General features: G+C 40.6%; 9 protein-coding genes. 4 read left to right on the forward strand and 5 right to left on the reverse strand.

Annotated features, from left to right (window positions below):
* The first annotated feature begins 180 nt into the window (after positions 1 to 180).
* From BFP72_RS04030 to BFP72_RS19435, 4 genes are read left to right on the forward strand one after another with little or no spacing between them, the layout of a single operon-like run.
* Entirely contained in the window at positions 181 to 7,011 is a 6,831-nt protein-coding gene (locus tag BFP72_RS04030) for a fibronectin type III domain-containing protein (RefSeq protein WP_099597907.1), read from the forward strand.
* Positions 7,012 to 7,039: 28 nt separating this feature from the next.
* Positions 7,040 to 7,525: a hypothetical protein gene (locus tag BFP72_RS04035; RefSeq protein WP_099597908.1), complete on the forward strand. Its 486-nt coding sequence runs from the start codon at positions 7,040 to 7,042 to the stop codon at positions 7,523 to 7,525.
* Between the two features lie 32 nt (positions 7,526 to 7,557).
* Positions 7,558 to 8,526, forward strand: coding sequence for an HTTM domain-containing protein (locus BFP72_RS04040; RefSeq protein ID WP_158233272.1), 969 nt, complete (start codon positions 7,558 to 7,560; stop codon positions 8,524 to 8,526).
* On the forward strand, positions 8,502 to 9,512 hold the full coding sequence (locus BFP72_RS19435) for an acyltransferase (protein WP_158233273.1): 1,011 nt from the start codon (positions 8,502 to 8,504) through the stop codon (positions 9,510 to 9,512). The genes BFP72_RS04040 and BFP72_RS19435 overlap by 25 nt, the downstream gene beginning before the upstream one ends.
* A 10-nt stretch (positions 9,513 to 9,522) precedes the next feature.
* Here the strand turns inward: BFP72_RS19435 and BFP72_RS04050 are convergent, their stop codons facing one another.
* The 5 genes from BFP72_RS04050 to BFP72_RS04070 all read right to left on the reverse strand — a co-directional run bounded on the left by BFP72_RS04050 (position 9,523) and on the right by BFP72_RS04070 (position 15,735).
* Entirely contained in the window at positions 9,523 to 10,548 is a 1,026-nt protein-coding gene (locus tag BFP72_RS04050; RefSeq protein WP_099597912.1) for a hypothetical protein, read from the reverse strand.
* A 55-nt stretch (positions 10,549 to 10,603) separates the two neighbouring features.
* On the reverse strand, positions 10,604 to 11,257 hold the full coding sequence (locus BFP72_RS04055) for a bifunctional 2-polyprenyl-6-hydroxyphenol methylase/3-demethylubiquinol 3-O-methyltransferase UbiG (protein WP_099597914.1): 654 nt from the start codon (positions 11,255 to 11,257) through the stop codon (positions 10,604 to 10,606).
* A 46-nt stretch (positions 11,258 to 11,303) separates the two neighbouring features.
* Complete coding sequence (locus tag BFP72_RS04060) at positions 11,304 to 12,599, reverse strand: acyltransferase (protein ID WP_099597915.1); 1,296 nt, start codon at positions 12,597 to 12,599, stop codon at positions 11,304 to 11,306.
* Positions 12,600 to 12,677: 78 nt separating this feature from the next.
* A complete protein-coding gene (locus BFP72_RS04065) occupies positions 12,678 to 14,666 on the reverse strand; it encodes a T9SS type A sorting domain-containing protein (RefSeq protein WP_158233274.1) in 1,989 nt (662 codons plus the stop codon).
* Between the two features lie 142 nt (positions 14,667 to 14,808).
* Positions 14,809 to 15,735, reverse strand: coding sequence for a hypothetical protein (locus BFP72_RS04070; protein ID WP_099597918.1), 927 nt, complete (start codon positions 15,733 to 15,735; stop codon positions 14,809 to 14,811).

A 15,735-nucleotide genomic window follows, 5' to 3' on the forward strand; every position in this document is an offset into this window, starting at 1 on the left:
TGTTCGAGTAGTGTTTGTTTGAGTTGATTTGTACTTTGTGTATAATTAGTATAATGATTTTCTAGAATTTGAAATTTTCTTAGAATATTCATTTTATCGAGATTAATAATAATCTACTTTCGTAAGAACAACCAGTTAAGTTTTTCAACATACCCTTTTACCTAGCCTATTTTCATTGAAATGAAGAACCTTAACCTAACCTGTCTTGTCATACTGTGTATGGTGCTATATTCGTATAATGTAGCTTGGACACAAACTGTTCCGTTTCCAACGAACCCAGATCCAACTAAAATAGAGCCGTGGGGCTATGATGATGATGGCACCAACTGGGATACATCACCTTATCTTCCATTTATTCACGATTATGTGACCTTTAGATTGATGCCTCCAAATGGTGTGACCTATGATGGAGCCACTGAGACATGGGCGTTTGAGGAAGGAGAAAAGTATCCTATTATTATGTTCTTTCATGGGCGTGGCGAAGCAGGAAATGGGAATAACCTGCAATTGAAGCATGGAGGGAAAATCCATAAAGAGGCCGTACAAAGTGGTAAGTTTCCAGGCTTTCTTATGTTTCCACAGAATGCTGATGCGGCTACCATGAAGAAATTGTTTGATCGACTCATTGAGGAAGGTTTACCTATCGATAAGAGCAGAGTGTATGTACATGGATTATCAGGTGGAGCCAATTACACTTGGAAGATGCTGTTGGATTACCCTGAGTTGGTTGCAGCTGCATTTCCTATGTCTGGTGCCGTGGACGAAGATTATACGGACGTCATTTATACGCCTATTCGATTGGTGCAGGGAGGTTTGGATAAGAATCCGGTTCCAAGTTTTACCAACGGTGAAGTAACAGAGATACAAAACTTAGGGGGGCATATTGAATACTTTTATTTAGAGAATTCGGGGCATGGTACATGGAACAATATGTACAATAGAAATGACTTTTTTCCTTGGTTTTTGGAACAAAGCATTCAGAAGATTTTTGTTAGATATGACTACAAGGATGTCTGTCCTGAGGACGAGGTAGATGTTAGCTTGGGGGTCAGTCCAGGCAATGCTGCCTATGAGTGGACAAAAAATGGAGTAGTGATCGAAGGGGAATCTGGTCATGAATTGCATGTCACTGAGTATGGTGATTACTCAGTACGAGTACTGATAGATGATGAATGGACGAGTTGGGCTGAGACGGTGACTGTGGAAGAACGACAGCCGACACAAACACCGCCAATTTCTCAGACAGTGATGAGTAGTACTGTACTTCCTGATCCAAATGGGAGTACTACTGTGCAGCTCACCTTGCCAGAAGGGTATGAGACATATGAATGGTACAGAGGTGAGATATTGGTAGGTACCAATCAAGTACTTGATGCGACTCCTGGTGTGTACCGAGCACTTGTGCAGGAGTTGTATGGTTGTTCGAGTCAGTTTTCTGAGCCCTATGAGGTTTTAGGGAGTACAGGTGTGGATATTCCTGAAGTACCCTCAAACCTTGCAGTGAGTACAGCTTCCAAAACGGAATTGATTATAAACTGGAATGATAATTCAAACAATGAATCGGGTTTTGAATTGTATAGAAGAGGTACAATAAATGAACCTTATGCCTTGATTGCTGTTTTGGGAGAAGGAGCAGTTAGTTATACCGACGAGGAACTTCTACCTGGGACAGATTATATCTATTCTTTGAGAGCAATTAATGTCAATGGCGCTTCGCCTTTGACGCCTGAAATTTCTGGTTTGACAGATAGAGATCAGGTAAACCCATCGGCCCCTTCTAATTTGAGAATTTCAGCTACGACGAATTTTAGTGTGAGTTTGGAATGGGAAGAATCTACAGATGATGTGGGAATCAAAAAATATGATGTATACCAAGATGGAGTAAAAGTACTCTCCACGACCAATACTGATATGACCATATACAACTTGACCGAGGGAGTCAGTTATAAGTTCAATGTGGTAGCGGTAGATGTATCCAACAATGTTTCGGCCTTTAGCAATCGGGTGATAGCCGTTCCAGTGTTTGCCGGGCTTAATTACAAATATTTTGAAGGGTCATGGGGCAGTGCCTTGCCTGATTTTGATGCTTTGACTCCTATTAAAACTGGAGTTACTGAGAACGTTGATATTTCAACGGCAGAGCAAGGAGATAATTTTGCCTTTTATTGGGAGGGATATATCAAAATACCTGTTGCTGGGGAATATACATTTGAGACCTATTCGGATGATGGGAGCAGGTTGTACATAGGAGAGTATGGGTATAATGTTACGCCTTTGGTTGACAATGACGGCTTGCACGGGAGTAGGTATAGAGAAGGGACTTATGATTTTCCTGCTGCGGGAGCTTACCCAATTGTCATTACTTATTTTGAGAAGACGGGAGGGAATACCATGCGGGTGTACTGGAAAAATACTGCCCACGGGATTGGAAACTCAAGGCAGCTTGTGCCAAGTAGTGCATTTGCTGATGAAGTAAACCTGCCTAATGAGCTTGTAGAGTCCCCTTCTGAAGTAGTAGCAACTGCTGTTTCTACTGAAGAGATACTGTTGACATGGAACGATAACAGTGATAATGAAATTTCATTTCAGGTGTTTAGAGCCCAAGGGGAGGCGAGTGTGTATTCTTCCATTGCTGTATTGCCGGCAGGGACAACAGAGTATACAGATTCGGGATTAGCGCCAGGTACAACTTATTTTTATAAAGCAGTCGCGCTAGGAGAATATAGTCAATCAGAGATGTTGGAAGAGACATTTGAAGGTGTGGTGTTGCAACTGGAGTTAGATAATAATTTGGACGATGATTCAGGACAAAATGGTTCTTCCACTTTAGTCAAAACACCTTTGTTTGATGAAGACCAAAGAGTTCAAGGCTCACATTCTCTCTATTTTCATGGTAGTGCAGACTATGTAAACTTAGACAATAGCAATCGCTTCATACATGAGGAGTTTTCTGAGCGATCAGTTGCATTTTGGGTGTATGCCAATGTTACAAGCGGTATTCAAGATTTGTTTGACGAGGGAGGGAGTACCAATGGAATTGGTATACGAATAAACAATGGTACGGTGGAGCTGGCAGTACGAGATGATCAAAACATGATGATTGTATCAGGGGCCATTCAATCCAATAAGTGGGTTCATATTGTTGGAGTTTTTGAACAAGGATATTTGGGACTATATCTGGACGGTGTTTTGGTAGCCGAGGAATTGAATGTCGGGTATACCGAAGTAAGTGCTCACAGTGATGCGGGAGGGTTAGGTGCTACCAATGGAAGCAATGCCTTTGATGAATCAAACAATAATTTCAATGGTTGGATAGATGATTTGTTTGTATTCGATCAAGCCATCACTTCAGTAGAAGTAGCTCGTCTGATTCAGCGTTCAGTGGATACCTCCAAGGCGACCACCTTTGAATTGCCAAAGCCTACAGATCCTCCAGTTGATGTGGAGGCAGCGGCCTTAAGTAATCGCTCGGTAGAGTTGACATGGAGTAGTACGGGTGCTTCCGCATATCTTGTCTATCGATCTGAAGGCAATGATCAAAATTTCACATTAGCTGCCGTACGACAAGGAGGGCTGTTGAACTATAGGGATTCGACATTGACTCCTCGGATGGAGTATTTTTATGTAGTCAGGTCATTTAGTGAATTTGGATACTCTGTCAATTCGGATACAGTATCGGTGAGTACATTGAACACTACGCCAGCCCTAGAGACTAAGATTCCAGACTATAGTTTGTTTTTCTCAGAGAATATCTCGTTGTTGTTGACAGCTCAAGATGATGACAATGACATAGTTTCATTTGAAGGGGTGAATTTTCCGAGTTTTGTCGATCTATCTGATAATGGAGACAATACTGCACTATTGAGTATCACGCCACAGGCAGTTGATGAAGGAGTGTATGAGCAAATTGCAGTGGTCGTCAATGATGGTTTTGAGGATAGTATGGTGTACTTTGATGTCAGCGTGATTAGTAATCATGACCCGGTCATCGTTCCGTTAGAAACGTACAATATGCTAGGAGGGGAATCTCTGAGTGTGGAAGTTGCTGCTACAGATCAAAATGGAGAAAACCTGAGTTGGTCTTTTTCAAATCTACCTTCATTTGCTTCTTATGAAGTCAGTGAATCAGGAGAAAGTGTAAACTTGACTTTCAACCCAAGTTTGTCTGATGATGGTGGACAGCATGTGATCACGATACATGTCGAAGATGACAATCCGATTAGAACAGGGGTCGATGAAATAGAGCTTGTACTGCAGGTAGTGGCGTATGACCCTCAGCATAAACTGTACGTCAACTTTGGAGACCAATCCGAAGCTCCAGAACCATGGAATAATATGATGATAGGTTGGCCAGGGTCAGGTACAGCACTTTCGGGTTTGATAAATGATCAGGGGTTCCCTATGGATGTATCGATCACTTTGGAGTCGGGATGGAACGGAGTGGGGGTTGCAGGTGGGATGCCTACAGGTATCTATGAGGACCCAGTACGAATGTCGTATTTCTGGACGGATAATTCCCCTGAGTATATCAGAGTCTCAGGACTTGATCAATCCTCTACCTATAATTTTGAGTTTTTTGGAAGTAGAAACAAGTCTGGAGATAGGACGACTATATTTGGTGTGGGAGGACAAACGAGTTCTTTACAAGCGGCTTTTAACACGAATGATGTAGCAAGAATTGAAGGAGTGATTCCTGATGAAAATGGAGAATTAGTAATCTCTGTTGAAAATATCTCTGGTAGTTCAGGGTATAGTGTCGCTTACTTGAACTCAATGGTAATAGAAGCGATTTCGCAAGAAGGGTTAGCTCCATTAGCTCCTACAGGCCTTCAGCTTTCAAGCAGCCCTGAAGTTGAATTGGAGTGGATAGATAATTCCTACAATGAGACGGCTTTTGAGATATATCGATCATCAGTTGATGAAAACAACTATGAGCTCATCGACACGACCCCCAATAATACTTATGTAGACAATGCGACTGGACAAGTGGATCAGTTCTACAAGGTGCGAGCAGTCAATCAGTTTGGTTATTCAAGTTTTTCAGCATCAGTTCATTATACGTATACCAATAGAGCTCCTGTATTTGGGGAGGTGTCAGATATCATCGTGAATCCCAATGTATTAGCAGAGTTGGTTTACGAGGTGACTGATCCAGAGGCTAACCCGATGTTTATCGAGGTAATAGGCTTACCAGATTTTGCAGAGTTTACGCAGATAGATGCCAATCATGGACGTGTTGATATTTTGGCGAGTATATATGACCTAGGGGCCTATGAGTTTGAGCTACATGCTTCTGATGACCAAGGGAATAGCTCGATAGTGACTGTACAGCTGGCAGTGACAGATGTAGCATATGAGGTCGCATTGGTCAATTTGTCGGAGGTCAATATAGTGGCACCATCGCCATGGAATAATTTGATTGGGACGCCTGAAGCGGGCTTGTCAATCAGTAACATCAACGATACCGAAGGTCAAAATACTGGTATGGCTTTGACTCTAATAGATGGTTGGGCAGGTGGCAATAGCAATGGAGTGATTACTGGAGATGATTCTGGTGTTTATCCTGATGTAGTCATGAATACCTACTTGGCTGACAACTCTACCTTAAATAAAGAAATGGTTTTATCAGGTCTAGATGAATCCAAGACGTATGAGCTGGTGTTCTTTGGTAGTAGAGCAGCGGTATCTGATGCTAGGGTCTCTATTTACACGGTCAATGGAGTTTCGGTCAATTTGAATGTGTCCAATAACTCTTCAGAGACTGCCACTATCAGTGCAATTAAGCCGAATGAAGATGGTGAGATTCGTTTCACTGTCAACAAATTGTCTGGAGCACCATTTAAGTATATCAATGCGCTAGAGATTCGCTACTATGAGGAACCAGAATATCCAGATGCTCCATCTGGCTTAGTTGCAAATGCAAAATCAAAACAAGCCATTGACTTAAGCTGGAACGACAATAGCGGAAATGAAGATGGGTTTGAGATCTATACTTCCGATGATGCTAATGGGCCTTGGGAATTACTAGCGATTGTAGGAGCAAATGTGACAAGCTATGAGGATAGTGACTTGACTCCTAATACGGTTTATTATTACCAAGTGAGGGCATTCAATGAAGTGAGTCCATCGCTGTATAGTGAGGTAGTCGGAGAGTCAACGTATTCATATGTAGTACTCTTGAACATAGGTGATGAAAGTGCTATCGCAGCTGCACCATGGAACAATACCGCACAAGATCCTTTTGTAGGAAATGTGACTGCTAACCTGAAAAATGATCAAGGTAACAATACGGGGATTAGCATGGAGATCATCGAAAATGTGCATAACACCAAATTTGATGCTGCGGGGAATTTGGGAGCAATCACAGGCGATGATTCGGGCGTATTTCCCGATGTGGTGACACAGTCCTACTACTGGTGGGTGCAAGGGGACTATGTTTCTTTGAAGTTCAGTAGTCTTCCATTGAATCAGCAGTTTGATTTTGAATTTTTTGGTAGTAGAGCTGGGCCAGAAAGAGGATCTACGTTTATTATCGATGGAGAATCTGTATCATTGAATGTCTCCTACAATACTTCTGAGACGGTGACTATTCGAAATGTAGTATCAGACGAGCTAGGAGATGTATATGTAGATATGACCTCTATGGCAGGATTGGGTAATGCTTACATCAACGCAATAGTTATCCGGGCGTCTAGTGCTTTTGGTGACAATGCTCAGTATGCTGCTAGGACAGTGGGTGATTCGAGCGTGGATCAAGAAACTGAAAGTCAAGAATTGCAATCATACCCTAATCCATTTGATAATAGTTTGACCATCAGTGGAATGCCTTCTGATGAGGAATTGAGTATTGCGATATTCGACCAGATGGGTAAAACGGTTTATCGTGATAGATTGCAGACAATAGGTCAGAAAATCAACGTAAATACTGCTGCCTTGAGATCAGGACTCTATTTTGTTCAAGTCCAAACTGAATCCAGTAAAGTGGTAGTATTCAAAATGGCAAAACGATAAAAGAGGAAAAACGATAGTCATCTAAATTATGCGAAAGTGGACCTCTTTACTGGTACTGTTCTTTTTTGTTGTGGTGCTGTCACCCAACATTTATGCTATTGTATTTCAAAAGGAGAGTTTTCCATTTTCAAATAATCCGATGTTTGGGCATTATGTACAAGATACGGATAGATTGGTCACTTTTACCTTTTTAGTCTCCGACAATGATTCTTTATCTAGTCTGCAGTACGAAGAGATAGGACTATGGGAAGTGAGGCTAAAGAGGTATTATATGACTTATGTCTATGGCTCGTCTCAAGAGCATTCGCCTCAGGGGGAAAGGAAAAGCCAAAAGGAGTTTATTGAAGCAAATACCCACTTTTTTGAAAAGCTGTCACTGATCTTAGCTTCGAATGATGTACAGCACAACCAGTTGTACCTAGCCATTGACCAACTCAATGCTCAGGATGAACTTGAAAATCGTAAAATCATCGGTTCATATTCGCCTATACAGGGTAAATTCTCCATGAAATGATTCTAGTCAGGACAGATCAATTGTATCATTTGATGTTTAAATCAATATCTAAGCCAATCATTCCATGTCTTCGGATATTTTTGACTTTGGTGAGCCTAAAGGAAGTGCTTGTCGTGGGGCATAAAATGAGAGGGTACTTTTCTTCAGAGTACCTGTTTTATCATGAAGGCCTAGTGACAGATTTTGTATACGATTTTTTGTATACCTACCACGAAGTATTAATATGGGGTGCAGTACTGTTTGGTGTACTTGCATCAGTCGGTTTGTTGGCACGGTACAGCTTGGCTGTATATGTTCTCTTGTATTCCGTTCTATTTTATTTTGATAATAGCCTCGGGATATACAATCACGAGGCTGGGTTGACTATTCAAATTTTGTTCGTTTTGATTTTTGCACCCGGAGTTCAAAACTGGTCTTTGGATCGATGGATCAAATATGGTTATCGTGCAACCAAAAGTATCGTTTCGTATAGTGATTGGGGGTTGAAACTCGTATTGCTGCTAGTCATGGTAGGGTATTTTACGGCAGGGGTTTCCAAGATCAGGTATGGGGGAGTAGAATGGTTAGATGGTAAAACTCTACAATATTATTTATCGGGTAGAGCTTCATTTGTGAATAGTCCAGCACAAAAGTTTATTCCAGTTTCGGAGGATTTGGATTGGAAGGGTAGTGATGGTATAGTCGCGTATACGTATGGTAACTTTCAGACAAGACCACAGTTTATTGAATTTGGAAAATGGGTCGCCTCCAATGATGTGATGATGATATTCCTTTCTATCGCTACATTGATATTTGAGTTAGGTTCCATATTCATGCTTTTTTGGTTGCCTTACCGAACCCTATATTTATTATCTGCCGTACTCTTCCATTTTTCCATTCGGGTGTTCATGGGCTTAGGGTTTTTAGACTATCAGGTTATATGCCTGGCGCTTGTCGATTGGAAGTATGTCTCTACCAAACTATCACTATTTTTTATATGGATGAAAAGCAAAACTACTTAGCAGAGCTGCATAGTTTTCGCGGACTTGCGATACTATTGATAGTTGCAAGCCATATTTTGTATGCAGATTTAGAATCGTCATCGTATGGGGTGTTGCGTATTGTTTTTTTAAACTCTACTATTTTTTTTGCTTTCATTTCGGGGTATTTGTTTCAGCATCTACTGGGACGATACGAATACGCTAAGTATCTGACAAAGAAGGCCAAATTCGTAATTCTACCTTATTTGCTAGTTTCCATCCCTGCCATAGGTATTCGTTGGGCTGGTGGACCATCTTATATGGCTCTGTATCATTGGCCTACGATAGGGGACTCGCCGTTTGCACTTCAGGTTGTCTACTATTTGGGGACGGGAGCTCATTTATTGCCCTTGTGGTATATACCGATGATTGCTTTGTATTTTTTGGGTGCACCGTTGTTCAAATTTATAGATGAAAGAAGAGGGTATGGAATACTCCCTCTTCTTTTTATACTATCCTTTTGTCTACCTAGAGACCCTTATAACATCAATGAAATATTTGTCATGGCAGGACACTTCTTATCAGTGTATGTTCTAGGGATGTTTTATAGTAGGTATAGAGCAGTAGTTGATGTCTATGTGTTCAAACATATTTATTCTCTAATAGCAGTTTTTGTGCTGTTTACGGGGTTGTCTTATATGGATTGGCAGTATGCTAGTCAAGTTGTGTTTGTACAGAAGATCCTCTGTATTCCTGTATTGATCTTTCTCCTTCGAAATATTAGGAGTCGATGGATCCATCGACCGTTGCAGTACTTGGCTGATACTAGTTTTGGGATCTATTTTATCCATTTTTACGTGGTACTGGGAGTCAGATACTTGTCCTTGTACTATCTGCACACGGAGTACCCATCTACGATATGGATGTGGTGTGTTTCTTTCATAGGTGTTATGGTTATTTCATTTCTGATTGTTTGTATAGTCCAATTGGTATTTAGAAAATACAGTCGATGGTTGATCGGAAGTTGATGAGTGTCTCCTAGTTTAGCTTGTATAGGCGTTTGGATTCGGTGCTCACCAATTGAAGTAGCATAGGGATAAGTATCAGTAAGGTTGGAACTAAGAATAACCTACTCTGATAAGCAACAACCATTACCAAGTGTATGGCGAACCATACGGGTACAAGGTAGAAAAAACCTATGATAAGGTAGTGTGAGTATTTTTTGAGACCAAAGAAGATAAGGAACGGAAGGAAAAGAACTGTACCGTACATTTCGAAATAGGATTTTACACTGACTAGGCTTAGCATATTTAGCTTGAGCATAGGTAGACCAGCAGGGACTCTCCATTGTTCTTGAGGGACATACCCAAAGTGCATTCTAATACCGATAAATATGGCGAAAAACAGTAGGTAACTCACAGCCGTGTACGTGATGGGTTTTTTCATACCAAGGATGTTATGGATACTCAAGTTTTTGAAATCAACTTGATTTAAAAAATAGAGCCCAGGGATCATGATCGATGTTTCTCTATTGAATGACCCTATGATAGCTATCAGAACAATGTAGATGGGGTGTCGTTTTTGCAGGATTACAATTCCAGCAAATAGATAGAGTAAGTTGTCAATAATAGTATTGAATGAAAAATCACTGTCATTTACCGAGTTGCCAAGTATTAAACTGAAAAATAACAGAGCTAAATAAAGAAGATACTTATTGTCGGTAAATAGTCTCCAATAGAGTATCAGAACGATGAAAAGGAGGATGTTTAGAGCCCATCGAACGAGGATGAATACAATTAAGTATTTGATATAGTCTGGGTTTTGAGCTCTAGTGATCAGTGTGGTGGTGATATCATCTTTTCCTTCGAGGTTTACGGATTGCATGCGCTTTGCTATCAATTCGAAATCAATGGCTTGATAGATGGTATGATCCATCACTTGATATACCCCTTCAACAGCCAAAGGCGCAAGGATCCGGTATTGCCAGGGGTTATAGAACATCGTAGTTTGCTCCATGACAGCTCTGTGACGGTCATAGTTGTCCAGCCCTTTTCCTCTATACAAAGTAGTGTATATGGAATGGAAAGAAGCGAAGGCTATTGCCGCGAAAAGTAAGACCTTATACAGGTTCTTTTTGGGCAATAATGGTATAGTGGGGGTAGAGTAGAGTTCTGGTTTCATTGTAAAGAGTAATTGTTAGGTTGAGGTCTGATAATAATGTGAGCATATTTTGCTTTGTCCATTCATTCCCGATTTCTCTTGCGAAAACTAAATCGTGAAATTTATTGAAATAGACCAGTGGAGATGCTGCATTAATGTCTTTTATAATAAGTCTACTTCCTGGTGACATTTTTTCATAAAGCTGCTTGATAAATGCTCTTTGGCCATCTTTAGGGATATGATGAACGACATCTATCATGAAAATGGTGTCGTACTCATTGATGGCATCTGGTATGGTGATTCCGTCAAAGTATTCGAATGTGTAATCTAGTGTCTCCCGGTAGGGGTGTAGTAGAGCCCGAGCATTTGTAACCAATGTCTGGGAAATTTCTATTCCAAATATTTTTTTTGGTTTGCAGTAATGTGCGACTAACAATGAGAACTGTCCAGAACCACAACCAATGTCAAATACTTTTTCCCCAGGTTTGAGATAAGATAGTAGCGTGTTGAGAGGGCATACTAACGGTCTATAGTATACTTTCAGTTTGTCTATAAAAGAGAGATTGACTGAGGTCTGTTTGAGAAATTGAGTAAGTTCTTTATTAGTCAACATGGTGAGAAGGTCTGTTTGGCAAGTAAGTTCGGTTCATTTTGTTTTCTTAAGAAATAGGGTTTTTACTACTAGAATTGGTCGCACTAAATATGGAACTAAACCACAGGAATAGTTTTTTGGGCCAGCTATGATCCATGCATGGTTTTTCTATCAGTACATAGAATATCGCTGAACAGATAAGTACAACAGGGATTAGAACTGTCGACATAAAAATCAGCTGAAACATGAATCCTTTAGGTAGTATGTCAAGTTGAAAAAGTAAAGGTACCCCCAATTGTAGGATGAACAAATGTAACAAGTAGATGGAGTAACACATGCCACCAATGGTGGCAATCCACGTGTTTTTCGTAACAACCCTACCTATACCCCCTAGAAATACGCCCATAAAAAAGGTCAGAAATCCCACAAGTTTTGTCAATGAGAGAAGAGTGATGTATACTCTGTCCTCCAAGGGGAATTTAAGGATATTGGGGTAGTAATCTTTCATCAGATGGTTAGTAAATAGAAAGATCCCGATACCAACTAGAAACATGATACTTCCAGTGATGGGGTTTTCGTACCGCGAAAAAACTCCACTAACGTATAGGTAACATAGGACAAAACCCAACACGAAATATTGGATGTAATCCATCACGTAGAAGATTTGTTTGCCACTGGGAATCGTATTGAGCGCAATTAGTTTAATAAGTACCACGGCAACAGTTAAAGTAGGGATGAACCATTTTTTGGAAGGCAAGTTTTTGACAAGGTAAAAGACACCAAGTAAAAGGATAGGTGCAAGTATATAGAACTGAAACTCAATCTCAAGTGACCAGGCCGGAGGGTTGATTCTTGGATAAGTGTAGAATACTACCCCATGCAAATAGACTAGGCTGACCAAAAAACTCTGGACGAGAGGAATGGAGTTTATAGACAGAGATTGAGTGCCATCGAAGGCGTGCGGATTGTGAGTAAGGATGATAGACAGGGCTATAAAACTCATCAACATTACGAGTAGATAGGGAGGCTCTAGGCGTGTCAATCTTCGTAGAAAATACTTCAGATAGTCAAACTTGATGGGGTTAGGGAATTGGGTGTACCAGTTTTTGATCAGAGGCAATGAAATCACAAAACCACTAATGATGAAAAACAATTCTACACCAAGCTTTCCGTTGGGAATGGCTTCAAAATACATGATGTCTAATGATGTAGCCTGTCCTGATGTCTCTGATAGTCGAATTAACCTCTCTGCTAGGTGGTGGATCAATACAGGGAATATGGCAAAGAACCTAAGGCCATCTATTTCTTCAATATATTTTCCAGAGGTTCTTCTTTGGAAATACTGCGCGATTTTTTTGTTCATTGAGAATAGAACATGATTCAAGTTGATCAGCCCAACGATTGCATGGAACCGTTGGGTTGAAAGATTGTGTTAATTCAATTAGTTGGCAATGAGTATTTTTTTAGTCACATCCCATTCACCATCTATGCGAGCTTTTACAAAGTATACTCCTGGCGGAGTTTGCTCTGGGAGATTGATAGTGAATTTTTTGTTGAGATTGTCCACTTCTAGGATTTTCATACCAAGTGAATTGAAAACGACCAATGTAGAAGTAGAGTGAGGTGCTTTATTTAGTTCTATTTGTAGCTCTTGTGTAGATCTTTTGAGAGGGTTCGGATATATTTTAATGTTTTCCACAAAAATATCCTCGGTGGACAATACACCAACCTCAGCTTTTAACTTAAGTGTCACACTTTCTACTTCTTCAGATATGTGAATGATATCTTCTTCGATTTCTCCTAAAGTTTGAGGTGCTAACTTGACGTAGATCTTTTTATTCAAGGCACGGAGATCGCCGTACACTACTTTTAGTGTGTCAGCTTTTTCGAAATTTGTTTCGTCGAGAGAGAGTAGAAAGTTTTTTGGCATGGGGATTTTTACTGTATCTCTTAGGTTAGTTCCAGTGATGGTATAAGAAACGTCATCTACATCGAACTCTTCGGCGAGTTCTCCAAAATCAAATTCTGTGTTGTCAATCTTTAAGGTAGCCACAGTATACTCGTGTGCACCAATATCACAAGCACTGCCCTCAGAACGTGTATAACCTGATGCATCCGTGCTAATATCCGAATTGATACTGCAGTCGCCTAAATCAACAGCAAGTGTAGATGCTGAGGTCAGACGATAGTCTTGTTTGTCAGGGTCTACGAAGTTTAATGAGCTTTTGTCTTTGGTGAAGATGTTGTTTTTGTTGTTTTCATCCTTCCAGGCCAAGTCACTGTTGGTACCGTAGTTGACAGCATTGGGGCCTATGTGCAGGATGTTGTTGTAAAACACGTTTGAACTTACCGAAGCAGGGGCCGCTTGTATGGATACACCTGATTCAAAGATATCTACAAAAGTGTTGTTGTAGATTTCCATTTTTGAACCAGGGCTAGTCAATTGACTGTTTCCGTCATACCCTTCGACGGCTGATTTGGTGTTGATGGAGAGGTTGTTGTAGACCTTGGCACCATCACCTGAGAGGTAGTATGCAGTGCCTTTGCCATCGACGACTATATTGTCATATATGACAGCTTTGGTTCCTGGGTTGATTTGGAAACCAGACATGTGCACGCCTGTGTTGTCTTTTATTCCAAAGCCTCTTACTTCATTGTTGTATAAAAGAGCCTCTTCGATCACGCTTCCTACCTGTATGCCGTCATTTCCAACATTCTCTACTATGTTATTGTATATTTCCGCTTTTAGGATGGATTGCTCTTCGACGGTCGTACCTCCGCCACCTACACAGGGTACAGATTTTTGATAGTGAGAGTCTCCTACATAAAAGCCTTCTGCACCTGTATTAGATACATAGGTGTCATGGACTTTGATATAATCAATTACATTGCCGCTGCTTCTCCATGTTCTAGGGTCGTTGCACAGGGGGTCATTTTTCAAATCAAAACCATGGTTGGAAACATTAGAGATGGAGACATGGTCCACTTCGTAATTGCTAGAAAAGAAGTTTAAGCGCATACCGTCGATACCAGAACTTCCCCCATCGATGACAAAACCATAAAAGTGATCGGGATCACCCGTTCCCGTGACGATGAAGTTATGACTGTTTCTAGTTTCCATTCCTTGACTGGTAGTGTTGATGATTACTTGGCCTCCACAGTTGGTAATGGTTATTGGGTTGTCCTTTGTGCCTGTTAGGTCATAGAATGTCATATAACCTGGGTATGTTCCAGCTCTTAGACATATGGTTTCTCCAGCTTTCACGTCGATATTGGTCCCCCACGTGATGTCGCATTTTAGTTCAGGGTTGGTGCAGAATGCTTGACCTGTGCTTTTAGGGTCGATATAGTGATCGCAAAAGTCACAATCTTGGGCTTTGAGCGCAAAGCTCAGGGCCATTATTGAAAAGAGTATTAGGGTGGATTTCATGATGATGAATATAGTTAGGTTTGGAATTTTATTTAAAGACTCAAAAGTGATCATGTACTGTATGAAGTCTTTAGACTAAATTTAGTTAAAAATAGTTTTAGTCGAATCGTTGTAGTTGTTATTTCCTTGTTATTGACATATTTCATAATGGTTGTAGTTCTTTGACAATGAATTGTTGCCCTCTTTTACTCAAATGTCCATGATCAATATAGTTTGTGGCGTTGTCTCTAAAAAAACGGTAGCTTGGGTGATTGAAGTCAAGAATGTGTTGACTAGGTAGAAAGAGACTCTCGATCATTTGTTGATATTTTAGATACTCCATTTTATTGGCTTCAAGTATGATACTTGGTACAGGGTGAAAATACCCCAAAACCTGAATGTTTTGAGCGTCCAAGTACACCAATAATTTTTTCAATTCTCTCAATGCATCACGGTTTACCACAATGGGTTCATCGTGGTGTGCGATTGCCTCTTCCTTGATTCGTTGTTTGACGTTCTCGACACGGAATTGATTGTAGTAGTTGTTTGTGCCGTCTCTAGAAAATTGGTTTTGGGGGTATTTGGTAGGGAGAATGTTGAGCGTTCGAATAAAATAGAATACGTAGGTTTGATAGAGGTTGAGTGACCCCAAGGCTGAATAGCGTGTTTTATTATTCAAAGATTGCCCCTTGCTTTGTGCATCTTTGGTGAGATAGGGGTGCAAGCAAATGATTACTTGGTCAATCTCTCCATGTTTTACTATTTCTTTAAGAATGGTGTTTAATTCTGTGATGTTGGCCCCCATTACACTGGCGTTGTAATACCGTTTGCTATTGTCCCCAAGCGTTGAAAGGTCCAAGTTGTCAGAGAGTGACGGGCCGATCACTACACGATTGAAATTTTCAGGGATATAGCGGTGAGCTAGGAGGTATTTAGATAGCTTTTCGTTGTGATAAATTGTTTTGTCTGTTGTTTCGCGGTATAACCCATACATGTCTACATATACATTGATAGATATCAATAGGGCAATGAGTAGGACTGCACTGATACAGGTCGTGAAGAAATATGTTCTTTCTGCTTGTGGTTTCAT

It is taken from the genome of Reichenbachiella sp. 5M10 (assembly GCF_002742335.1).
Classification (GTDB): domain Bacteria; phylum Bacteroidota; class Bacteroidia; order Cytophagales; family Cyclobacteriaceae; genus Reichenbachiella.

What these genes read in the sequence shown, in the direction of transcription:
- BFP72_RS04060 (WP_099597915.1), bottom strand. Translation starts at nt 12,599, where the DNA reads ATGAACAAAAAAATCGCGCAGTATTTCCAAAGAAGAACCTCTGGAAAA.
- BFP72_RS04065 (WP_158233274.1), bottom strand. Translation starts at nt 14,666, where the DNA reads ATGAAATCCACCCTAATACTCTTTTCAATAATGGCCCTGAGCTTTGCG.
- BFP72_RS04055 (WP_099597914.1), bottom strand. Translation starts at nt 11,257, where the DNA reads ATGTTGACTAATAAAGAACTTACTCAATTTCTCAAACAGACCTCAGTC.
- BFP72_RS19435 (WP_158233273.1), top strand. Translation starts at nt 8,502, where the DNA reads ATGGATGAAAAGCAAAACTACTTAGCAGAGCTGCATAGTTTTCGCGGA.
- BFP72_RS04035 (WP_099597908.1), top strand. Translation starts at nt 7,040, where the DNA reads ATGCGAAAGTGGACCTCTTTACTGGTACTGTTCTTTTTTGTTGTGGTG.
- BFP72_RS04030 (WP_099597907.1), top strand. Translation starts at nt 181, where the DNA reads ATGAAGAACCTTAACCTAACCTGTCTTGTCATACTGTGTATGGTGCTA.
- BFP72_RS04040 (WP_158233272.1), top strand. Translation starts at nt 7,558, where the DNA reads ATGTTTAAATCAATATCTAAGCCAATCATTCCATGTCTTCGGATATTT.
- BFP72_RS04070 (WP_099597918.1), bottom strand. Translation starts at nt 15,735, where the DNA reads ATGAAACCACAAGCAGAAAGAACATATTTCTTCACGACCTGTATCAGT.